The organism is Gordonia pseudamarae (assembly GCF_025273675.1).
GTDB classification, from domain to species: Bacteria; Actinomycetota; Actinomycetes; order Mycobacteriales; family Mycobacteriaceae; genus Gordonia; species Gordonia pseudamarae.
The window spans coordinates 4620766-4641866 of sequence record NZ_CP045809.1 but is presented as its reverse complement, the minus strand read 5'-3'; the positions used below and the strand labels follow the sequence as shown (position 1 = coordinate 4641866).

17 protein-coding genes and 1 pseudogene are annotated in these 21101 nt (G+C 67.2%); 11 read left to right on the top strand and 7 right to left on the bottom strand.

Annotation, left to right across the window (positions count from 1 at the left end; translation table 11 throughout):
• Window positions 1-15: 15 nt before the first annotated feature.
• From GII31_RS20255 to GII31_RS20245, 3 genes are all read right to left on the bottom strand, one after another.
• On the bottom strand, window positions 16-2568 hold the full coding sequence (locus GII31_RS20255) for a DEAD/DEAH box helicase (protein WP_260840140.1): 2553 nt from the start codon (window positions 2566-2568) through the stop codon (window positions 16-18).
• A complete protein-coding gene (locus GII31_RS20250; protein ID WP_260840139.1) occupies window positions 2565-4571 on the bottom strand; it encodes a site-specific DNA-methyltransferase in 2007 nt (668 codons plus the stop codon). Before GII31_RS20250 ends, GII31_RS20255 begins: the two co-directional genes overlap by 4 nt.
• Before the next feature lie 107 nt (window positions 4572-4678).
• Complete coding sequence (locus GII31_RS20245) at window positions 4679-4870, bottom strand: hypothetical protein (protein ID WP_260840138.1); 192 nt, start codon at window positions 4868-4870, stop codon at window positions 4679-4681.
• Window positions 4871-5159: 289 nt separating this feature from the next.
• On the opposite strand from GII31_RS20245, the gene GII31_RS20240 reads away from it, so the two are divergent.
• From GII31_RS20240 to GII31_RS20225, 4 genes are all read left to right on the top strand, one after another.
• Window positions 5160-5291: a DUF4244 domain-containing protein gene (locus GII31_RS20240; RefSeq protein ID WP_260840137.1), complete on the top strand. Its 132-nt coding sequence runs from the start codon at window positions 5160-5162 to the stop codon at window positions 5289-5291.
• Between the two features lie 34 nt (window positions 5292-5325).
• Window positions 5326-5670, top strand: a complete 345-nt coding sequence (locus GII31_RS20235; RefSeq protein WP_213250799.1) for a TadE family type IV pilus minor pilin — start codon at window positions 5326-5328, stop codon at window positions 5668-5670.
• The gene (locus GII31_RS20230; protein WP_213245131.1) at window positions 5667-6029 is read left to right on the top strand and encodes an Rv3654c family TadE-like protein; all 363 of its coding nucleotides are present in this window, start codon (window positions 5667-5669) and stop codon (window positions 6027-6029) included. Before GII31_RS20235 ends, GII31_RS20230 begins: the two co-directional genes overlap by 4 nt.
• A 281-nt stretch (window positions 6030-6310) precedes the next feature.
• Window positions 6311-6898, top strand: coding sequence for a TetR/AcrR family transcriptional regulator (locus GII31_RS20225; RefSeq protein WP_213245130.1), 588 nt, complete (start codon window positions 6311-6313; stop codon window positions 6896-6898).
• Window positions 6899-7082: 184 nt separating this feature from the next.
• Here GII31_RS20225 and GII31_RS20220 read toward each other — a convergent pair whose 3' ends face one another.
• Together GII31_RS20220 and GII31_RS20215 are read right to left on the bottom strand one after the other, a co-directional pair.
• Window positions 7083-7634, bottom strand: a complete 552-nt coding sequence (locus GII31_RS20220) for a hypothetical protein (RefSeq protein ID WP_213245129.1) — start codon at window positions 7632-7634, stop codon at window positions 7083-7085.
• Window positions 7635-7709: 75 nt separating this feature from the next.
• Window positions 7710-10091 (bottom strand): annotated as a pseudogene (locus GII31_RS20215) (DEAD/DEAH box helicase); the annotation flags it as partial.
• A gap of 607 nt (window positions 10092-10698) precedes the next feature.
• Between GII31_RS20215 and GII31_RS20210 the strand changes: the two are divergent.
• From GII31_RS20210 to topA, 3 genes are all read left to right on the top strand, one after another.
• Entirely contained in the window at window positions 10699-10902 is a 204-nt protein-coding gene (locus tag GII31_RS20210; protein ID WP_005193408.1) for a cold-shock protein, read from the top strand.
• Window positions 10903-11050: 148 nt separating this feature from the next.
• Window positions 11051-11662, top strand: a complete 612-nt coding sequence (locus GII31_RS20205; protein WP_213245127.1) for a hypothetical protein — start codon at window positions 11051-11053, stop codon at window positions 11660-11662.
• Between the two features lie 338 nt (window positions 11663-12000).
• Window positions 12001-15171, top strand: coding sequence for a type I DNA topoisomerase (topA, locus tag GII31_RS20200; protein WP_213245126.1), 3171 nt, complete (start codon window positions 12001-12003; stop codon window positions 15169-15171).
• A 9-nt stretch (window positions 15172-15180) separates the two neighbouring features.
• Here the strand turns inward: topA and GII31_RS20195 are convergent, their stop codons facing one another.
• The gene (locus GII31_RS20195; RefSeq protein WP_407649851.1) at window positions 15181-16755 is read right to left on the bottom strand and encodes an adenylate/guanylate cyclase domain-containing protein; all 1575 of its coding nucleotides are present in this window, start codon (window positions 16753-16755) and stop codon (window positions 15181-15183) included.
• 86 nt (window positions 16756-16841) lie between these two features.
• On the opposite strand from GII31_RS20195, the gene GII31_RS20190 reads away from it, so the two are divergent.
• Window positions 16842-18140, top strand: a complete 1299-nt coding sequence (locus tag GII31_RS20190) for a DNA polymerase III subunit delta' (protein ID WP_213245125.1) — start codon at window positions 16842-16844, stop codon at window positions 18138-18140.
• Here GII31_RS20190 and GII31_RS20185 read toward each other — a convergent pair.
• Window positions 18115-18564 carry a DUF2617 family protein gene (locus GII31_RS20185; protein ID WP_213245124.1) on the bottom strand — a complete coding sequence of 150 codons (450 nt, stop codon included), beginning with the start codon at window positions 18562-18564 and terminating at the stop codon, window positions 18115-18117. The genes GII31_RS20190 and GII31_RS20185 overlap by 26 nt on opposite strands.
• A gap of 29 nt (window positions 18565-18593) precedes the next feature.
• Between GII31_RS20185 and GII31_RS20180 the strand changes: the two genes are divergently transcribed.
• The 3 genes from GII31_RS20180 (at window position 18594) to GII31_RS20170 (ending at window position 21066) form a co-directional block, all read left to right on the top strand.
• A complete protein-coding gene (locus GII31_RS20180; RefSeq protein WP_213245123.1) occupies window positions 18594-18878 on the top strand; it encodes a hypothetical protein in 285 nt (94 codons plus the stop codon).
• 225 nt (window positions 18879-19103) lie between these two features.
• Window positions 19104-19838: an ABC transporter ATP-binding protein gene (locus GII31_RS20175; RefSeq protein WP_213245122.1), complete on the top strand. Its 735-nt coding sequence runs from the start codon at window positions 19104-19106 to the stop codon at window positions 19836-19838.
• A 25-nt stretch (window positions 19839-19863) separates the two neighbouring features.
• Window positions 19864-21066, top strand: coding sequence for a SufD family Fe-S cluster assembly protein (locus GII31_RS20170; RefSeq protein WP_260840136.1), 1203 nt, complete (start codon window positions 19864-19866; stop codon window positions 21064-21066).
• Window positions 21067-21101: the final 35 nt, after the last annotated feature.

Sequence of the window (21101 nt, the reverse complement as noted above, 5' to 3'; positions counted from 1 at the left end):
CATACGGTGTGCGTCTCACGGATACGATATGCCTTCGGCGTCGAAGATCGCTGCGATCAGGTTTTGGTTGGTCGCCTCGGCGATACGCTCATCGATACCCGAGACCGTGAGGTCGAGCGCGCGCAGCGAACCACCAATCCTCGCGATGGCGAGGCACCGACGGACACGATCGGCGTGGTCCTGGGCGTAACGCGAGAGCGCCGACCATTTGGCTGAGGTGTCGGCAAGATCGAAGCGGTGCGGGTCGACGATGTCCATGACGTACTCCCCCTCTCCGTCGTCATGCCAGAACAGGAAGTCCGGGTGCATGAGCTGGTCCTTATCGCCGAACTCGTACGGGACCGCCAGTGCGTGCCTGCCTGAAGATGGGTTGCGGTACCAGCCGACGAGCGTTTCGGATGTGAGTTCGGCGGCCAGCACCTCGGCCTCCCAAGAAGACCGAGAGGTATCAACCGGGAACCCGCCGGCGCGGGGCTTGCCGTCGGGGATGCCATAGATGTGCGAGGGATAGGTGTCGATCGTCTCGACGATCTTGCCGCGCACCTTCTCCGTCGCTGCGGGGTAGGCGTCGCGGACCTCGACGGTCGTCGGCAGCATCGGGGTGCCACCGAGGTGCCAGAGTGGCTCGATCTGCTCCCGGACATGCCGCGGCTTAGCCGACACCTTGGCAGCGTGCTGCTTGCGCCAATCGTCGATGAGGGCGGCGGCCTGCTCCTCGACGACCGCCTTGAAGCCGAGGTCGGCCATCGCGACCAGGCGGGCCGAGGCGTCGATGTCGTCCTCGCCGCGGTCGCACAGGTCGTTGTAGTACCAGTTGGCCGAGCCGTCCGGGAGCAGTCGCTTGGCCTTGCCGAAGTAGCTCTCCAGGTCACGCTCGTTGGTCTGGGTGTCGGACCTGCCCTCGCTCTGCATGATCGCCTCGCCATAGGCGACCATCGTGGTGCTGATCGTGAGCGACATGATGTCGTCGACCTTCGCGTCGATCTCGTTGCCACGCTGCCCGTCGGCCGCCCGCATCTGGTCGACGATCCACTGCTTGGCCTTGGCCGAGCCCTGCTTGACCAGGCCGTGCTCGGTCAGGGCAGCGGCCAGACGCATCAACTGCGCGGTGCGGGAGCTGAACGACGTTCGCTGCCGGGTAAAAGACGGCAGAGTGTCGAGCAGGTCGAACAGCTCGGCGGGAACGTCGGCCGACTTCTCACATACGACCGGTGCGATGACGACGTCGACCTCGACGGTCTCGTCCTCGGTCAGCGCGTTGACGACCCGTGCGACATGCTCCGTGCGGAATCCCGGCAGGTACGCGGCGACCTCGTTGAGCCGGTCGTCGCCTCCGTCGACCCGCTTGGCCAGCGGGGTACGGACCAGTCGGCCAATAAGCTGGGCGATCTCGGTGTAGCTGTCCTTATTTTGGAACGAGATCATGACCTCGGCCCGGGGGCAGTCCCAGCCTGTCGTGAGCGCCGACTTGAAGAGCACCACGCGCGCCTGGTCGTCGCCGGAGATCGCCTCGGGGGGCAGGTAGCGGATCGTCTTGTCCCCCACCTTGTAGGGGCCGTGGTCGCCGAACGCGTGAGCAACCGCGTAGTCAGACAGCACCGGCCAGGCCGACTCCATGACCGCTAGGATCTCGGCGAGCCGAGCTTCTTCCTTCGCTGGCGACAGACCCTGCTCGACCTGGACAACCAGCAGCGGTTCGACGAGGCGGTCACCGGTGGTCTCGTGGTGGATGCGCCAAGCCTCATCGGAGGACCTGAGGTCCTCGACGGCCAGGGCAAGCATGGTGTTGTCCGCCGACTGCGATTCGCCGAGGCTGCGGAGAAGGATTCGGTCCTTGAGCAGACCGGACTCGCGGACATCGCCCGCCTTGACCTCGACAAGGCGGGGCGTGCGGTTGGCGGCGTTCATGGCGGCCAGGAACCGATCCGGTGTCGCCGAGATACCCAGCACCACTGGTGTCGGCGGCTGGGAGGTGCCGATGTTGGTGGTGCCGCCGTCGACGATCGTCCCGGCGATCGACTTACGGTCGGTATTCTTCGTGCCCGAGCCCCGGTGCGCCTCGTCCCAGATGACCAGGAAGTCCTCGCCGCGCTCGCGAACGGTGTTGGCGATCATGTCCCACGCACCGTGGGTGCGCTTGTCGTTCTTCGTGCCGTCGGGGCGGACGGCGTGCAGAGTCGAGTTCTTCTGCATTGCCTGGATGTGGACGAAGTAGATGAAGCCAGGTTCGAGCGTTCGGTGGTCAGTATCCCCGAGGAACCGAATGCGGTTGATGTCGATCGCACCGCCCGAAGCCTGCGTGATCTTGGCGATCGTCTGGGCGTTGAGCGAACGGTCATCGGTGATCCACAGGACCGTCATGGCTGGGTTCGGCGGGCGGGTCGCCGTGCCCTTGTAGATGCCTTCGAGAACCGCGGTAGCGATGACGGTCTTCCCAGCGCCGGTCGGGGCCGTCAGCCCCACAGCGGTCCGTTCGCCGTCATCGAGGAAGCCGGCGCGGGCTTTAGCAAGCCCGGTAAGCACCGACTCAACCGCAGTGCTCTGGTAGGGCTCTAGGGTGAACTTCACCGCGCACCGCCAGCGATGTTGATGGTGTAGTTCGACAGGTAGTCCTCGTACAGCTGGACCGTCTCGACTCCGATCGGGAGCCGCTCGACCGCCTGCTGGTACTCGGCCTCGGAATCGGTGATCACGAAAATCACCGATGGTGGGACACCGCTCATCGCGGCTTCGGTGACAGCCTCGGCGAACGGGGCGAGGACGTCGGCGTCAAACAGCACTCCGTAGGACTCCGTCAGCGCCCAGCCAGCCTCGGGGACCACGTCAATGCGCGGACCACGTGCCCCGCCTTCGAGCCACATCAGCGGGGCGACCGATTCGAACTCGTGGCCTCGGCGCACCATGCCCGGGTCGAGGTAGGTGAGGTCGAACATCTCGACGTTCGCGGGAAGACCCTCTGAGTAGGCGGAGCCGTCAGGGCGCTCGCCGGTGACGATGGTGGAGATCCGAGGGCGGCAGACGTATTCGAATACGCCGCGCGACTCCCAATCCTGGTCGCCTGGGTGCAGACCCGACCTGCGGAGCTTTTTCGCCTCAGTCGCGCCAATTTCGTTGTTGGTGACCAGGATCGCCTGTCGTGTACCGCCGTCCTGACTGTTCAATTGCATGACCGCCTCAGCCGTCGTTCCGGAACCGCCGAAGAAGTCCAAAACAACGGCGTCAGGACGCGAAACAATCCCTACCCAGCGACGCACGACTTCTACATCTTTCGGATTCGGGAAGCGTCGATCTCCCAAGACACTTTCAAGACGCCGCGACCCGGGCATGCGCGGTTCAGTGAACGTTGGGTAGGGAACTCGGTCCTGCTGGTCGGTGAGGAACCGTTTGAGCCTAGGTGTAGTCGATTCATCCTCACCGAACAAGATCCGCCCTTCGGCGACCAACTGTTCCAACGCGTCCGCTGAGTACCTCCAACCGTTCGCAGGCACTGGCACGGCGCGTCCTGTGACTGGATGGTAGACGGGGTACATCAGGTTCGGTCGACGATTTGGGCTCGTTAGGTTATCGGCCTGAAACACGCGGCCGTGGCTATCGATTTGGTCGTATCGGAATACCGAGGGTTCAAGTTCGCTGCGGAGCGACCGAAGGGCCGAACGGTAGAGCTTAGTCGCTATTTCTCGGTCGTGACCCGACTCGGACCAGGCGATCGTTGCCGCTTCGATCGCGCGATCGAGTCCGGGCTTGCGTTCCTTCCAACGAATTCCTGAAGCTGCCAGGGAGGCTTCGTCACGGCCGAACACGAGCATGTAGTCGACGCCACCCGCCGTATAGCGTGCATCGTTCTTTCCGCTGCCCTGCCAAGTGATGTCCGCCAGGAAATTCTGATCGCCAAAGATCTGGTCCAGAAGCATCCGGAGACGATGGTGCTCCTCGTCACCGATGGCCACGATGATGACGCCGGTCAGCTTCAGAAGTTCCCATGCGATCAACAGTCGTCGCTCCATGAACGACAACCACTTCGACGACTTGGCGCGGTCGTTCTGATCGACGTACCGGTCGTTGTAGATCCAGCCGTCGTTTCCTGTGTTGTAGGGCGGATCGATGTAGATCAGGTCGACCTTGCCGCGGTGGGTGGACCGCAGCGCCTGCAGCGCGTGAAAGTTCTCGCCGTTGATCACGACGTGCCACGGCGCGTCGGCCGGGCCGTTCTCGATTCGTTCGACTGAACGCAGGCCCGGGTAGATCGGCTCACCGAACTCCCGGACGACGATCAGCTCGGAGACGTGCCGCTCGCCGCCACCACCGCTCAGAACCGCAACCTCGCGGGTGCGGTCGGTGAAACGGTCGACGACCCATGTCTCGGTCGAGGACTCGTCGCGCAGCGCGACGCGGATGCCCTTGCGGATGGGATGGTCAGGCAGTCGCACCGATTCGGGTAGGTGCCGATCGAAGACCAGGCCGAACCGGCGAGAACCGCGCAGGAGGTCTACTTCGTGGGCCAGTCGAGACCGCAGACCATCGTCGTCGACACGCGAGATGAGTTGGTCAAGGACGTTGGATTCGTCGGTCAATCTCGCCCCTTACCTCAGTGGATTCTGCGTTCGGCCATACGGCAACAGACTATGCGGGAGCAGAGTTCCCGTTACGGTTGGGTAGACGCTTGGTCAGCGGTTGGGCATCATTCGCCAGGCCGGCCGAGCACGTCACGGAGCACCTGGTCGAGGCGACTCTGCACCGCGGGCGGCGTCTCTTCGATGGCGGCCACGGCCAGCTCTGCCTGCGCGATGGCGTTAATCGCGCTGCCAATCGGCTGCGTCCGCTCGAACATATTGTCGATCTCGACCTCGGTCATCTGTTCGTCGTCATCCATGCACCAAGTACAGCGCGGCAGGAGTGCGGGGCACGGCGGAACCGGAGAACGGCCATCCGCCAGCCTTCGGCCGGCGGATGCGGACGCGAGTCACAGGAAGGCCGTCGTCCGGCGGTCACCCTTTCATGGCAGGGCGGTGTTACTTGCATATGCAAGTAGTGTCCCGTCGGGTTGTCTCGCCCGACTGTCGTCGGCGACGAGGGCGGCTTTCCAGTAGACATCGGCCGTGCGTTGGCGTTCACGAACGCACTGGTCAGCCAGTCGAGGTGCATGGTGTTAATTACCACTAATGGAGTACGCGATCGGCACGGTCGCCGCCGCCGCGTTCGGGGCTTTGCTGTACACGGTGGTGACCGGTGACAGCATCGTGAGCGCGTTGACCGGGATCATCGACAAGGCGTTGAACACCTCGGTGGGCTGAGGTGTCGCGCAACCTGCTCTCCGACGACGAGGGCATGGTGACCGTGGAGGCGGCCTATGCCATTGCCTCGATCGTGTTCACGGTGATCCTGGCCGTCGGGGCGGTGTCGGGGATGGTGACGCAGATCAGGTGCACCGACGCCGCCCGCGAGGTGGCGCGGTTGACCGCGGCCGATGATGCCGGTGCGCGAGAGGCCGGTGCGCGGATCGCCGGTGACGACGCCGATATCTCTGTTGACGAAGGGGGACGGCGAGTCACGGTGGTCGTGAGTTCTCGGGCGCTGTTCCTGCCCGGGTTGACGGTGTCGGCGCGGGCGGTCGCGGTGCCCGAGCCCGACGGTTCCGATCAGGTCGAGTTCGCTCCGGGGGTCGAGCCGTGAGGCGTCTGGTCGCCGACGAGCGGGGTGGCGCAACGATCCTGGCGGCGTTCGCGATAGCGGCGATCGCGTCGGTCCTGGTGGCGGTGCTTCATATCGGCGGCGCGGTGGTGGCACGGCATCGGGCGCAGTCGGCTGCCGACCTCGCCGCGCTGGCGGCCGCCGCGGCACAGGTGGCGGGCGGTCCGGACTCGTGCGCGGCGGCACGCGATCTGGCGCGGGCGCAGCAACCGCCCGCCGATGTCATCGACTGCCGGGTGACGGGGAGCGACGTGGTCGTGGCGGTGCGGGTGCCGGTCGCGTTGGGTGCCTTCGGCGTCCGGTGGGCCGACGCGCGGGCACGGGCCGGACCGGTGCGGTGACCGCGAACCCGACGAGGTGATCGCGGCACTCGTCGGTGCGGCGACAGCGTGAGGGCGCTTCAGCATGGGGTGGAGCGCCCTCGCGTCGGAGTGGCTGATCAACTGAGCCTGGTCAGGGCGACGGTCTCGGCCGTCTCCCGGTGGCCGGCCGGGGTCGGATGCAATCGGTCCGGACCGGAATACCTGGGGGCGAGGACGTTCGGGTCGCTCAGGGCCTCGACTACCCTCTACCGCAGGGGACGTCGACGACGGGCATCGTCTCAGACCTCGAAGGAGTGATGATGGCTGCTACAGCAGGCGTCCGGACACCGCGCGCACCGGACCGAATGGTGACCAGCGCGGTGGCACTGCTGAGCGAGTCAGGCCCGCGGAGCGTGACGATCGACCGCGTTCTCCGGGACAGCGGTGCGCCGCGCGGCTCGGTCTACCATCACTTTCCCGGCGGCCGCGAGGAGATCGTCGATCGCGCGACACAGTCGGCCGCGGATCTGATGACCTCGTACATCGCCGGGATCGCCGCCGGCCACACACCCGAACAGTGCGTCGATCAGTTGACCGCCTTCTGGAAGGCACAATTGACCGAATTCGAGTACACGCGCGGGTGTCCCATCCTCGCGACGACCGTCGGTGACAGTGATTCCCCCACACTCAAGGCGATCGCCGCAGACGCGTTCACGGCATGGCAGAACGTGATCGCCAAGGTCCTCGAAGCCTACGGCGCCGATCCCGACCGGGCCCGCAGCGCCGCGACCCTCGTGATCGCCGCCGTCGAGGGCGCGATAGCGATGTGCAAGGCCGCGGAATCGGTGCGCCCGCTCGACGACGTCAACGCCGAACTGCGGCAGGTGCTCCGCCACCTCATCGGCTGACCGGTCCCGGCCAGGGGTCCGCGTTCCGGGACTGTGCTCGATTCTCGCGACACCACCACCACCACCAGCAGTCGATGACACGTTCGATGGGTGCGGTTGCGATACCAGTACCGTCGGCACCGTCAGCCGGAAGAACCAGTCGTGGGTGTCGAAGGCCGTGGAGGCGATGGCGCGGGCGGGCTGGTCAGCTGATGCGGTCGGCGTCCTCGTCGACGACGATGCGTTTGGGATACACGCGCCGCGACTGCATCGGGGTGAACCACAACTGCCCGAACCGGGTGGTGGCGTCGCCGCGATAGGCGAGGCTGTACTCGCGGCCGACGATCGCGATCGGGATGAACGGTTCGACCGCCCGCACGAATGCCGACCAGTGGATCAGTTCGCCCTCGGTGAGGAACCCGCCGGCGACGGCCTGATGTCCGCCGCCGTCGTCGTACGCGGCGAGGTAGACATCGCCGAGGGCGGGGGTGAGCCGGGGCCCCACCACGGCGCTCTGCAGATACCACTGCGCGGTGGAGACGACGGTCCGGTCCAGCCGCGCATCGCACCACGCGTAGTGGATGTCGAGGGCGTCGAGGGCCTGATCCTCGGTATCGAACACATCGAGTTCACCGATGGTCGACGGCAGGATGTCGGTGTCTGTGGTGGGCCGGGCGAGCAGGAAATACACCTGCCGCCGAGTGGTGATCAGCCGCGCCGAACCGACGGGCGGCGATGCCTCGGATTCGTCGTGCATGGATGTGTCCTCGCCAGCTTCTGCCCCGTGCGGGGTCACGAAAGAATCTATCCCCGGCCCGGCTTTACGCAGAGCTTACTGTACCGATGCCGTGGGGGCGGTCACCGCGGGTTCGCCGGGGTCGGCCGCCGCGTCCGACAGGCACCGCTGGATGAGGGTGAGCGCGGCGATCGCGCCCGACTTGTCGAGCGGGTCGTTGCCGTTGCCGCATTTCGGTGACTGCACGCACGACGGGCAGCCCGCGGCGCACCGGCAGGAGGCGATGGCCTCGCGGGTCGCGCCGATCCACCGGGCGAAGGTGTCGTGACCGCGTTCGGCGAATCCGGCGCCGCCGAGATGTCCGTCGTAGACGAACACCGTCGGCAGGCCGGTATCGGGATGCAGGGTGGTCGACAGACCGCCGATGTCGCCGCGGTCGCAGGTGGCCACCAGTGGCAGCAGCCCGATCGCGGCGTGTTCGGCGGCATGCAGCGCGCCGGCCGGTGCCGCCGGATCGATGCCCGCATCGGCCAGTGCCCGCGGGGTGAGGGTGTACAGCACCGCACGCGTCGGCAGTGTCTGTTCCGGCATGTCCAGGGGGACCGAGTCGAGGACCTCGCCGGTGAGCAGGGTGCGCAGGTAGCCGATCACCTGGTGGGTCACGGTCACCTCCGCGAAGGCGACGGTCAGTGGGCCGTACCGGCGTTCGGAGATCACCCTGTCCACCGAGATCCCGGTGGTCTCGCGGGCCGACGTCGTCCAGTCGGGTTCTTCGGGATGGGTCAGTGCCAGGCCGTCGTCGAGGTCGAACTCGTCGACGACGAACGTCTCGCCCTGGTGGATGTGCACCGCACCCGCGTACACCGTCGACATCGCGCGCACCGCGTCGACGGTGCCCAGCAGACGCCCGGTGGTGGTGTCGACGATGAGCACCTCCTCGCCGCTGCCGCCACGCAGGTTGACCTGCGCGTGCGGCTCGATTCCGGCACTGACGTACCACCCCGTCGTAGCCGATCCAGGATGTGGACGAGGACGATCCGCGCCTCTCGTTGGTAGCCGGCGGCGTGTGAGCGCGCCTCGCGCCGTGAGTTCGTCGACCACCGTACGGGCGCCCCAATCGTCCACGTCGCGTTCGGTCAACGGCAGTTCGGCGGCCGCGCACAGCAGATGCGGCCCCAGGATGTACGGATTGGCGGGGTCGGTGACGGCCGCCTCCACGGGTTTGTCGAGCAACGCCGGCGGATTGTTCACCAGGTAGGTGTCGAGGGGGTCGTCGCGGGCGACGAGCACCACCAGCGAATCACCCGAATGGTGTTGCCGCCCGGCTCGTCCGGCCTGCTGCCAGAACGAGGCGATGCTGCCCGGATAGCCGGCGACGATGACGGCGTCCAGACCGCTGATGTCGATACCCAGCTCCAGCGCGTTCGTGGTGGCCACGCCGGTGAGTTCGGCGTCGTCGATGGCCCGTTCGAGACGTCTGCGGTCGTCGGCGAGGTAGCCGGCCCGATAGGCCGCGACCTTGTCCACCAGTTCGGGTGCGGCGGCGGCGAGGATCTGTCGGGCCTGCCGGGCAGTGAGTTCGGCGCCCATCCGGCTGCGCACAAAGCACAGCGTGCGGGCCCCTTCGATCACGAAATCGGCCAGTAGTCGTGCGGATTCGGCTCCGGCCGACCGGCGGACCGGGGCTCCGTTCTCGCCGGTGACCGCGGGGACGAAACCGGGCTGCCACAGGGCGAGGGTGCGTTCGCCGTGCGGTGAGCCGTCCTCGGTGACGGCGACGGCGGGTTCGCCGATGAGCCGGGACAGGGATTCGGCGGGGTGGGCGGCGGTGGCACTGGAGGCGACGACCACCGGGGAGGCCCCGGCGGCCCGCGCGAGGCGGAGTAGTCGGCGCATCACCAACGCCGTGTGCGATCCGAAAACCCCCCGATAATGGTGACATTCGTCGATGACGATGTAGCGAAGGTTGCGGAGGAAGTGCCGCCAGCGTGGGTGGGTGGACAGGATCCCCACGTGCAGCATGTCGGGGTTGGTGAAGATCCAGCGCGAATGCGCCCGCGCCCACTGCCTGATATCGGTCTCGGTGTCGCCGTCGTACGCGCAGGGTTGCAGGTGGCCGAATTCCGGCCGGCCGGCGGTGAGCGCGGCCACCGCGCGGATCTGGTCGGCCCCCAGCGCTTTGGTGGGCGCGATGTACAGCGCCGTGGCGCGGGGATCGGCGAGCAGTGCGGTCAGGATCGGCAGCTGATACGCCAGCGACTTGCCCGACGCGGTCGGTGTGCTGACGATGACGTGCGAACCATTGTGGGCGAGGGATGCGGCCCGTTCCTGATGCACCCAGGGGCGTGAAATCCCTTGGTGTTCCAATGCTTGCACAAGGGTATTTGGTACCCATGTCGGCCAGTCGGCGAAATTTGCTGTCGTGGAGTTGATTACGGATACATGGGTCAGTGGCGAGAATTGGTCGCCGGCGTCGGCGTTTCCGGCAGTGGCGGTTTCGGCGCTCCGGGACCCTCGTGTCCCGTCGCCGCGCGGTTCGTCGGATTCCGGGTGTGACGCAGGGTGGTGTGACGCAGGGTGGTGTGCTGCGGCGGCGAAGGGTGCGCCGGGCGGCGTCGGATGTTCGACGGGTGCCGGTCCGTCCACGGGTATCGGGTGCTCGCGATAGATGTCGGCGAGCGAGCCGGAGCCGGAGAGGGCGTGGGCGAGGAGCTCTTCCCCGTAGGACGGGGCCCGGCCCCGCCCGGAACGTTGTGTGTTCTGCATTACTCAATCATCAGTGTGTACGCTGTTGCAATTCGTGGACATATATATTACGCGCGTGCACTTTTTCTGCGCGAGTCGGCAAGGTTTATGCACAGTTTGGTGTGCCGACTATCGCATGAGCGCAGAACGTGCTTGACTGGTTGCGGTCGCAGCTTTCGAGACCGCCGGAGCACGGGGGTAGCGAGATCGATGTTGCGGTCGTGGTACTGAAGTTGGTTTGCGGTTCTCCGCGGGGCTCTCTTACGTATGGCGGTCGGAACCGGCCACGGCTCGGGGTATCTCGCGCCGGTCAGTTGGCATGCATGAAAAGGATTGAGTAATGGCACAGGGGACTGTGAAGTGGTTCAACGCGGAAAAGGGCTTCGGCTTCATCGCGCCTGACGAGGGTAACGATGACGTGTTCGTCCACTACTCCGAGATCCAGGGCTCGGGCTTCCGTACCCTCGAAGAGAACCAGCGCGTCGAGTTCGAGGTCGGCCAGGGCACCAAGGGTCCTCAGGCGACCGGCGTCCGCGCCGTCTAGGAAGCATTTCGCACCTGCGAAGACGCTTCGAGCAACCGCTCCCGACCATCGGTCGGGGGCGGTTCTCAGTATCCGGTGGTTGTCCCTCCCGGCGGTTGCCGACATCGCGCGACTGGCATAACCGGTCAGGAACAGTAGGCTCAGAGAGGTGGTGCAGTTGTCGCTTTTCTCGGCGGACGTCGACGAGCCGACCAGCGCGGATCTGGCGGGGCTGCTTGCCGCCCACGGACAGGCGCAGCACACCGACACCGGCACCCGGATCTCCATCGCCGTCGCCGAACCGTGGCGGGCGCAGGCCATCGTGCGTGAACTCCTCTCGACCGGGCTGCCCGCCGAGATCAGTGCCTCCTGCGAGGGTCGTCCGGTCGCCCGTACCCTCCCCGGCCACGATTTGGACGATCTCGCCGCGCACTGGCTCTCGGGTGCGGTCAAAGCGGTGCCGGCCGGCTGGGTGCCCTCGCCGAGGGCGCTGCGGCTGTGGGTGCTCGCCGCGGGCCGTCCCGAAGGCGACCGGTACCTGCTCGGACTCGATCCATACGCTCCCGAATGCCACGCGCCGCTGGCCACCGCCTTGATGCGGGTCGGCATCGCACCCACGCTCGTCGGCACCCGCGATACCACACCCGCGCTGCGGGTCGCCGGTCATCGCCGCCTGCTGCGCCTGCTCGAATACGTGGGCCGCCCGCCCGCGATCGCGGGCGCCGCCGTGGCCTGGCCGCGCGAGTCCCCGGACCTCCACGGCCTCGACGCGCACGGCTGACACCGCCACGCCTCCGGTATCGCGCCGCCCGTACCGGCACGCCTCCGGTTCGCAGAGCGGGCGCCGATACCGCGCTGAACGGTCGGGCCGCCGCACCCATGCGCGCCGGTAGGGACTTTCGTCCCGATGCTGCACCTCGATTATGCGCATGACCTGGGACAATCGTGATCGGCGGAAAATTATCCGAACCGATTCACGTCACATATGACACGTCGCCGGGTAATGGTGATGTGCATACGACGCTATACATAAGGTACAAACCGTTTCAGACGAACGAGTTCGTATCGGCGGCCTCACCGGCCGGCCGATCATCTGATATGACCTGTGAAGGACCCCCGGTGGCAGAGACCAGTACTGCTTCGCCCGCGAGCGGGAAAGCGACGAGTGGGAAGGCGATCCGACGGCTTGTGATCGTCGAGTCACCGACCAAGGCGCGCAAGATCGCGGGCTATCTGGGGCCCAACTATGTCGTCGAGTCCTCCCGCGGCCATATCCGCGATCTCCCGCGTGGCGCCGCCGACGTCCCGGCCCGGTACAAGGGCGAGAAGTGGGCCCGACTCGGGGTGAACGTCGATGACGACTTCGAGCCGCTGTATGTGGTCTCCCCGGACAAGAAGTCGACCGTCACCGAGCTGAAGTCGCTGCTCAAGGACGTCGACGAGCTGTATCTGGCCACGGACGGTGACCGCGAGGGCGAGGCCATCGCATGGCATCTGCTCGAAACGCTCAAACCCAAGATCCCGGTCAAGCGGATGGTGTTCCACGAGATCACCGAACCGGCCATCCGCGCCGCCGCCGACAATCCGCGCGACCTCGACAACGACCTCGTCGACGCCCAGGAGACCCGGCGCATCCTCGACCGCCTGTACGGCTACGAGGTGTCGCCGGTGCTGTGGAAGAAGGTCATGCCGAAGCTGTCGGCGGGCCGCGTGCAGTCCGTGGCCACCCGCATCATCGTCGACCGCGAACGCGAACGGATGGCGTTCACCTCCGCCGACTACTGGGACGTGGCGGCGGTGCTCGACGCCGGAGCCGGCGCCGATGAATCGTCCGCGACTCCGCGCAGGTTCTCCGCGCGACTCGTCGGTGTCGACGACGCCCGGGTGGCCACCGGCCGCGATTTCGACTCGACCGGCCGGGTGAAGAAGCCCGAGGGTGTCGTCGTGCTGGACGAGACCCGTGCCCGGGCGCTGGCCGCGGGCCTGCAGGGTGCGGCGCTCACGGTCACCTCCGTCGAGGAGAAGCCGTACACGCGCAAGCCGTACGCGCCGTTCATGACCTCGACCCTGCAGCAGGAGGCCGGCCGCAAACTGCGGTTCAGCTCCGACCGCACCATGCGGATCGCGCAGCGTCTGTACGAGAACGGCTACATCACCTACATGCGTACCGACTCGACGACGCTGAGCGAGTCGGCGATCAGCGCGGCCCGCGCACAGGCCGCCGATCTGTACGGTTCCCAGTACGTGCACGCCACCCCGCGCCAATACACGCGCAAGGTGAAGAACGCGCAGGAGGCGCACGAGGCGATCCGTCCGGCGGGCGAGACCTTCCGCACGCCCGGCCAGGTGGCCAAGCAACTCGACACCGATGAGTTCCGGTTGTACGAGCTGATCTGGCAGCGCACCGTCGCCTCGCAGATGGCCGACGCCAAGGGCACCACGATGAGCCTGCGGATCTCGGGCACGGCGTCGTCGGGGGAAACCGCGACGTTCGCCGCATCCGGCCGCACCATCACCTTCCCCGGCTTCTTGCTGGCCTACGTCGAGACCGTCGACGACCAGGCCGGCGGCCAGGCCGACGACGCCGAGACCCGGCTGCCGAACCTGGTGCGGGGTCAGGGGCTGACGGCCGCCGAGCTGACCGCCGACGGCCACTCCACCAACCCGCCCGCCCGGTTCACCGAGGCGTCGTTGGTGAAGGTACTCGAAGAACTGGGCATCGGCCGCCCGTCCACGTACGCCTCGATCATCGGCACCATCCAGGATCGCGGCTACGTGGTCAAGAAGGGCAGTGCGCTGGTCCCGTCGTGGGTGGCGTTCGCCGTGGTCGGACTGCTCGAAGGGTATTTCCACTCGCTGGTCGACTACGACTTCACCGCCTCGCTCGAGGACGACCTCGACCAGATCGCCTCCGGTAACGAGAACCGCACCGACTGGCTCACCGAGTTCTACTTCGGCCGCGACACCGCCAAATCCGACATCGCGCGTTACGGCGGCCTCAAGAAGCTCGTCGGCGTCAACCTCGAGGAGATCGACGCCCGCGAGGTCAACTCCATCAAGCTGTTCGACGACGACGAGGGTCGCCCGGTGTTCGTGCGGGTCGGCCGGTTCGGTCCCTACCTCGAACGCAATGTGGCGGGCCCGGACGCACCGGAAGACCTGCAGCGGGCCAACCTGCCCGCCGAGATGACCCCCGACGAGCTGACGATCGAGGTCGCCGAGAAACTGTTCTCGACCCCGCAGGAGGGACGCGTCCTCGGCGTCGATCCGCTCAGCGGGCATCAGATCGTCGCCAAGGAGGGCAGATTCGGGCCGTACGTCACCGAGATCCTGCCATCCGGCGAGGACGACGACAGCGGCGATGAGGACGGGGGTGCCCCGCTCACGATCGCGGCCGGACCCACCCCGCGCGACGGCGGAACCGGCGCGGACGCCGGGACGGGCGGAGACGGAGCCGACGTGGTGCCGCTCGACGCACCCGCCGGCACGGTCACGACCACCACGGCCAAACCGGCCCGCAAGACCGCGAAGAAGGTGGCCAAGAAGGCCGGTCCCAAACCGCGCACCGGATCGTTGTTCAAGTCGATGGACATCGCCACCGTCACCCTCGACGACGCGCTCAAGCTGCTGTCGTTGCCGCGTGTCGTGGGCGTCGACCCGGCCTCCGGTGAGGAGATCACCGCGCAGAACGGCCGCTACGGGCCGTATCTGAAGAAGGGCACCGACTCGCGGTCGCTGGCCGGTGAGGACCAGCTGTTCTCGGTCACCCTCGACGACGCGCTCAAGCTGTACGCCGAGCCCAAACGTCGCGGTCGGCAGGCCGCCGCGCCGCCACTGCGTGAGCTGGGCAACGATTCGGTCAGCGAGAAGCCGATGGTCATCAAGGACGGCCGGTTCGGCCCGTATGTCACCGACGGTGAGACCAACGCCAGCCTCCGCAAGGGCGACGAGGTGGCGACCATCACCCCCGAGCGGGCGATGGAACTGCTCGCCGATCGCCGTGTCCGGGGGCCGGTGAAGAAGGCCGCGAAGAAGACAGCCGCGAAGAAGACGACTGCGGCAGCGAAGAAGACGACTGCGGCCAAGAAAACGACCACAGCCGCGAAGAAAACGACAGCGGCCAAGAAAACGACAGCGGCGAAGAAAACGACAGCGGCCAAGAAAACGACCACAGCCGCGAAGAAAACGACAGCGGCCAAGAAAACGACAGCGGCCAAGAAAACGACAGCGGCCAAGAAGTCGACAAGCGCCCAGCAGCCGGTCACCGACGACACCACACCGCCCTGGTGATCTGACCCGTCAGAGCTCGTCGCCGGCGGACCGGTCGGAGGCGGGGTCGACGGGCACCTCACGCGGCCGGGCGAGCAGGGTTTCGATGCCCCGCCCGCGCAACTCCACGCCCTCGCCGATCTCCCAGTGGGTCGCCTCCTCGGCCGAGGCCAGGAATACCGCCCGCGCCGAACCCAGGACACGGGTCGGTTCGTCCTTGGCGAGTTCGGTGAGCCGGGCGGCCTCGTTCACCGGATCACCGATCACCGTGTATTCCAGGCGCTTCTCCGAACCGATATGACCGGCGATCGCTTTGCCTGCCGAAACCCCGATACCGATGTCGGTGTCACCGAGCGAGTGGTACAGCTCCTCGCGGAGTTCGCGGGCGGCGGCCAGGGCGCGGCCGGAGAAATCTTCCAGGTCGAGCGGGGCGCCGAAGATCGCGAGTGCCGCATCGCCCTGGAACTTGTTGACGAAACCACCGTGTCTGCCGACGACGGCCACCACGACGCGGAAGAATTCGTTGAGCAGTTCCACCACGTCACGTGGCGGATGGTCCACGGCCAGCCGCGTCGACCCGACGATGTCGACGAACAGCACGCCGACGTAGCGTTCCTCGCCGCCGAGTTCGGTGCCGGTCTCGATCGCCCGCCGCGCCACGTCCTCGCCGACATAGCGGCCGAACAGGTTGCGCAGGTCCTGGCGTTCGCGCAGGTCGGCGACCATGTCGTTGAACCCGGCCTGCAGCAGCCCCAGGTCGTTGCCGTCGTAGATCTTCACCGACGCGTTGAGGTTGCCGGCCGACACCTCGTTCTGGGCTTTGCGGAGTTGCTTGATCGGGTCGTTGATGGCGCTGACGACGCGGGCGATCGCGATGGTGCTGAAGACGAGCGCCGCGCTGGCCATCCACACGATCGGCCGCTGGATCCCGACAGCGTCGGTGCTGATCCAGTTCAGTCGCTGGCAGGCGATCAGTAGCAGGATCACGGCAAGCGGCACGCCGACGCTGACCGCCCAGAACACCGTGATGCGGGTGGTGATGCTCGGTGCCGACGCGCTGTCGGGGTCGTTGGCCATGGCCGTGACCGTGATCGGTCGCAGGACCTTCTCCACCTGCAGATAGCCCAGAACACACGTCACCAGGGCGCCGATCAGGGTGGCGACCGCGCCGATGAACGAGTTCTTCTGGGAATCGGCCAGGTTGGTCAGCGCGAAGACGATGCCTCCGCCCAGCCACATCGCCAGGTTGAGCCCGGTCAGCAGCATCGGCAGCTGTAGCGCGCGGTGCCTGGCGAACTCGTCGTCGAGCCGGGACCGACGGCGCTGCCAGATCAGGACAGGAAGCGAGAGCCGAATGGTGAAGTACCCGCCGACGATGGTCACCAGCACCAGGTAGGTGAGGAACACCGCCTGCGAGGTGCCGGCCACGTCGTTGAAGGCCACCGAATCCTCGGTGGGCATGCCGAACCGCAGGAAGGCGAAGGTGAACAGGGCACCGACCAGATTGGCGCGCAGCATGTCAAGGGCCAGCAACGGCCAGGGCGTGTGCACCAGCCATCGGGCCAGGTGCACGCCCTTGGACCATCGTGATCGGCGCTCTACCACGTCACCACGTTAGCTGGATGCTTGCAAGAGTTACACACTGTCGGGTCCTGCGTCGGGGTCTGACCAGGAGATTACAGTTGGCGACTGTGACAAATGTCTTTGATCGGTTGATCGGGCAGACCTCCGCGGCGGCCGAGCTGCGGGCCGCCGCGCGCGCCGCGAGGGGTGCCGCCGCCCGGATCGACGAGGCGGCCTCCGGTGCGGTGTCGATGTTCGCCGGGACCGGCGACGGCGGCGAGAGCGTCCTCGACGACGAGTTCGGCGCCGCATCACGGGCCTCGATGACCCACGCCTGGCTGTTCACCGGGCCGCCCGGCTCGGGTCGCTCGGTCGCGGCCACCGCGTTCGCCGCGGCGCTGCAATGCCAGGCCGACGATCCGGCGGACTCCGGCTGTGGTGACTGCCGTGCCTGCGTGACGGTGATGGCCCGGACACACGCCGATGTCCGGCATGTCGTCCCCGACGGCCTGAGTCTGTCGGTGGCCGTCGTCCGTGACATCGTGCAGCTGGCGGCCCGCCGCCCCGGAACCGGCCGCTGGCAGATCGTCATCGTCGAGGATGCCGACCGGCTCACCGAGTCGGCCGCCAATGCGCTGCTCAAGGTGGTCGAGGAGCCGCCGGCCCGCACGGTGTTCCTCCTGTGCGCACCGTCGGTGGACCCCGAGGACATCTCCGTCACCCTGCGTTCGCGGTGTCGGCACATCGCGCTCGGTGCTCCCGCCGTCGACGCCATCGCGCGGTTCCTCATCGAACGTGACGGTATCGACGAGGACAAGGCGCGCTGGGCGGCGTCGGTGTGTGGCGGGCATGTGGGTCGCGCCAAACGGCTGGCCACCGACGCCGATGCCGTCGCCCAACGGGAGCAGGCCCTCGGACTGGCCCGCGCCGCCACGCGCGACTCCACCGCCTACGCCGCGGCCGAGGCACTCGTTCGGTCCGCCGAGGACGCGGCCAAGGCGCTCAGCGCCCAGCTCGACGCGGCCGAACTCGAAGAGTTCAGGACCGCGCTCGGCGCCGGCGGTGAGGGCAAGGGCACGGCCCGGATGCCGCGCGGCAGCGCCGGAGCGCTCAAGGACCTGGAGAAGCGGCAGAAATCGCGGGCCACCCGCGTCGGGCGCGACGTCCTCGACCGGGCCCTGGTCGATCTCGCCGCCCTGTTCCGCGACGCGCTGCTGCGGTCGATGGGTGCCACCGTGACCCCCATGCACCCGGACAAGACCGACTCCATCACCAACGGGATGGCGTCCTACGCCGGGCCCGAACAGCTGCTGCGCTGTGTCGACGCCGTTCTCGACTGCCGCGAGGCGCTCGACCGGAACGTCAAACCCAAGTTTGCCGTCGACGCGATGGTGGGCAGGATCAACCTGGAGATGCGCCGGGGCTGAGGCGCGGCGCGTCGGCATTCAGGGTGTCGGCGTCCAGAGTGTCGGTGCGAGCGCTGAAGTAGTAGCCCGACTCCTGGAACGGCGACGGCAGCTCCGAGGTGACCCCGGGCAGGCGCGCGACGGTCTCCAGCAACTGCGCGGACCGCCCGACCAGCACCTGATGGCCGGTGTGCAGCAGCCGCCGTGACACCGGCAGCCCGGCCACCTCGCCGTCGACCCGGGCAGGTGGTTGCTGCACAGGCACGGACAGGGAGATGCCGCGCGCGCTCGCGGAGGTGCCCGAGTGGGCGACGGGCAGTTCGGTCGGCGATGCGGGTGCGCCCGCAGCCGACGGTGACCGGGGTGACAGCGAGGTGGCCGGGTCGGCCGGTGTGGCGGGCGGGCCGGGGAAGTAGCCTGGACCGGGTGCGACTGTGGCGACCATGGCGGCAAGGCCCGACAGCGCCCGCCGGGATGTCGGCGCTCACCGTGCGGGTGGCGGTGGACTCGGGCGTGCTCTCGGTGACATGGGCGGCCCCCGTCGACGATGCCGCCACCTACGCCCACGCCCGTATCTTCCTCACCGGTGTCGACGGTGAGCGTGATTTCCTCGGCGTGATCGCGCCCGGTGCGACGCTGACCGTCGACACGGTCGCCGGCACCTACACGGCGACCGCCGAGTCCTACAGCAGCGGGAGCTGGGGCGGCGGCCGATTGTCGGGCCTGGGCCGCAGCGCCGAGTTCACCGTCGGGAAGTGACCCGCCTCGCAATCGTGCGGGCGACTCGAGCGGCCGGGCAACCCGGTGATTCCCAGGCAGTGCCCCGGCACGGTCGACACCAGGTCCTTCGTTGACGATCAGTTCGAGAGGTGGCGGATTCGAACGGTAGCAGAAAGGTATCGGTCGAACCAGGGTCGCAAAACCCTATGTCGCCACCCGTGTCGGCCCTAACCCGGATGGTGACCTCGGCGTACGTTCTCAGGTATGGCAAACCTATTGAACCTGGTCGACGTCGATGTCGACGTTGACGATACCGCCATCTGTCGCGGCGTCAATCTTGAGGTGGCACAGGGGGAAACCCATATTCTGTTCGGGCCCAACGGGTGCGGCAAGTCCTCATTGCTGTCGGCCGTCATGGGGCTGCCCCCGTACCGTACGTCGGGCACCATCGAACTCAACGGCGAGTCCATCGGCGATGCGCCCGTCGACGTGCGGGCCCGTGGCGGGCTGGCGCTGGCGTTCCAGCGCCCGCCCTCATTGCGGGGCGTGTCCCTGCGCGGACTCGCGCGGGCGCTGGATGCCCTGAACGAGCTCGACGCCGCCGTCGCAGCCCTCGATCTGGAGGGACTGGCCGTGCGGGATCTCAACGCGGGCTTCTCCGGCGGGGAGATCAAACGATCGGAAATCGTCAAGCTCGCGTTGCAGCGGCCCACGATGTGTCTGTTCGACGAACCTGAGAGCGGGGTCGATCTCGAGCACATCGCGGCGGTCGGTGCGGCGATCGGCGATCTGCTCGCCACGCCCGCCGACGACGGGACCCGCCGGGGCGCGCTCATCATCACCCATACCGGCTTCATCCTCGACTACCTGCGCGCTGACGTCGGGCATCTCATGCTCGACGGCCGCATCGTCTACTCGGGTGAGCCGCGGGAACTATTCGGTCACATCCAGCGGCACGGCTACACCGTTCCCAGCGCGCCGGCCGGCGCATCGGTCTGAGACCGCGATCAAGGAGGAAGCTCACATGACCACCCAGGAATCCCCCGTCGCTTCGCTCGCCCAGGAATCCCCCGTCGCTTCGCTCGCCCAGGAATCCCCCGTCGCTTCGCTCGCCCCGACGACTGTTGTCGGAACAGAACTTGCTCAGCAAGAAGCACAACCGCTCTCGGACATCGGGTACGGCTCCGAGGTCGCCCACAGCGCATCGTGCGTCGTGGTCGACGAAGAGGTCCGTTACATCTCGCGACTCGATTCGGGTGTTGAGATCCTGCCGATCGCCGATGCGCTCAAGCAGTACCCGTGGGTGCAGGATCTGATGTTCTCGCTGATCGCACCGGACTTCGACGACGAGGTCCGGGAGGCGGCCGAAACACCCCATCATCCGATCGGTCATTTCATCTGGGTCAAGGACGGCTACCAGGTCGAACTGCCCCTGCAGTCGTTCACCCTGCTGGCCACCCCGCAGCAACGGCAGTTCATCCACAACATCACCGTGATCGGCGAGAATTCGAGCCTGACGATGGTGTCGGGTGCCACCGTCGAACCGAATGTCCGTACCGGGCACCATATCTCGATCTCGGAAACCTTCCTGCGGCCGGGGGCGCGGTGCAGTTCGGTGTCCATTGAGCGCTGGGGTAAGGACATGGTGGTCAACAGCTACGCCGCCACCCAGATCGGGCGGGGCGCCCGCGACGAGACCACCACGATCGCGATGTCCGGGCTCCGGGATCATCGCTCGCGTTCGGTCACCTACATCGACGCCGACGGCGTGTCCAACGATCAGTCGGTGTACTTCGCCCCGCGCGGTACGCGCCGGGTGATGGACCAGGAGATCAACCTGACCGGCGACGGCGCCTCGGCCGAGTCGATCGCCCGGATGGTGACCGACGGCGGTGACATCGTCAACAACACCACCCTGCGCGCCGAGGGCCACCACGTCCGCGGCTACCTGGGCTGCGACGGACTGAAACTGACCGACGCCGGGGAACTGTCCACCACGCCCGGTCTGGTCGCCCGCACCGCGGATGCGCAGTTGTCCCACGAGGCGTCGATCGGGATGATCTCGGCCGACCGGGTCGCCTACCTGATGGCGTCCGGACTGGCCGAGGACACCGCCCGCGCCCTGATCGTCAACGGATTCCTCGAGCTGAACACCGACCTGGTCCCCGAGGCGCTTCGCGGCGACATCGCCGCCATGATCGCCACCGCCAAATCCGGTGCGATGTAGTCAGGCAACGTAGCTGCGGCAACCATCCGCACCCG

Bases quoted from the DNA above. Each gene is read 5' to 3' on its own strand.
- GII31_RS20245 (WP_260840138.1), bottom strand. From the start codon at position 4,870: ATGGATGACGACGAACAGATGACCGAGGTCGAGATCGACAATATGTTC.
- GII31_RS20175 (WP_213245122.1), top strand. From the start codon at position 19,104: ATGGCAAACCTATTGAACCTGGTCGACGTCGATGTCGACGTTGACGAT.
- GII31_RS20220 (WP_213245129.1), bottom strand. From the start codon at position 7,634: ATGCACGACGAATCCGAGGCATCGCCGCCCGTCGGTTCGGCGCGGCTG.
- GII31_RS20210 (WP_005193408.1), top strand. From the start codon at position 10,699: ATGGCACAGGGGACTGTGAAGTGGTTCAACGCGGAAAAGGGCTTCGGC.
- GII31_RS20170 (WP_260840136.1), top strand. From the start codon at position 19,864: ATGACCACCCAGGAATCCCCCGTCGCTTCGCTCGCCCAGGAATCCCCC.
- GII31_RS20235 (WP_213250799.1), top strand. From the start codon at position 5,326: ATGGTGACCGTGGAGGCGGCCTATGCCATTGCCTCGATCGTGTTCACG.
- GII31_RS20225 (WP_213245130.1), top strand. From the start codon at position 6,311: ATGGCTGCTACAGCAGGCGTCCGGACACCGCGCGCACCGGACCGAATG.
- GII31_RS20240 (WP_260840137.1), top strand. From the start codon at position 5,160: ATGGAGTACGCGATCGGCACGGTCGCCGCCGCCGCGTTCGGGGCTTTG.
- GII31_RS20180 (WP_213245123.1), top strand. From the start codon at position 18,594: ATGTCGGCGCTCACCGTGCGGGTGGCGGTGGACTCGGGCGTGCTCTCG.
- GII31_RS20185 (WP_213245124.1), bottom strand. From the start codon at position 18,564: ATGGTCGCCACAGTCGCACCCGGTCCAGGCTACTTCCCCGGCCCGCCC.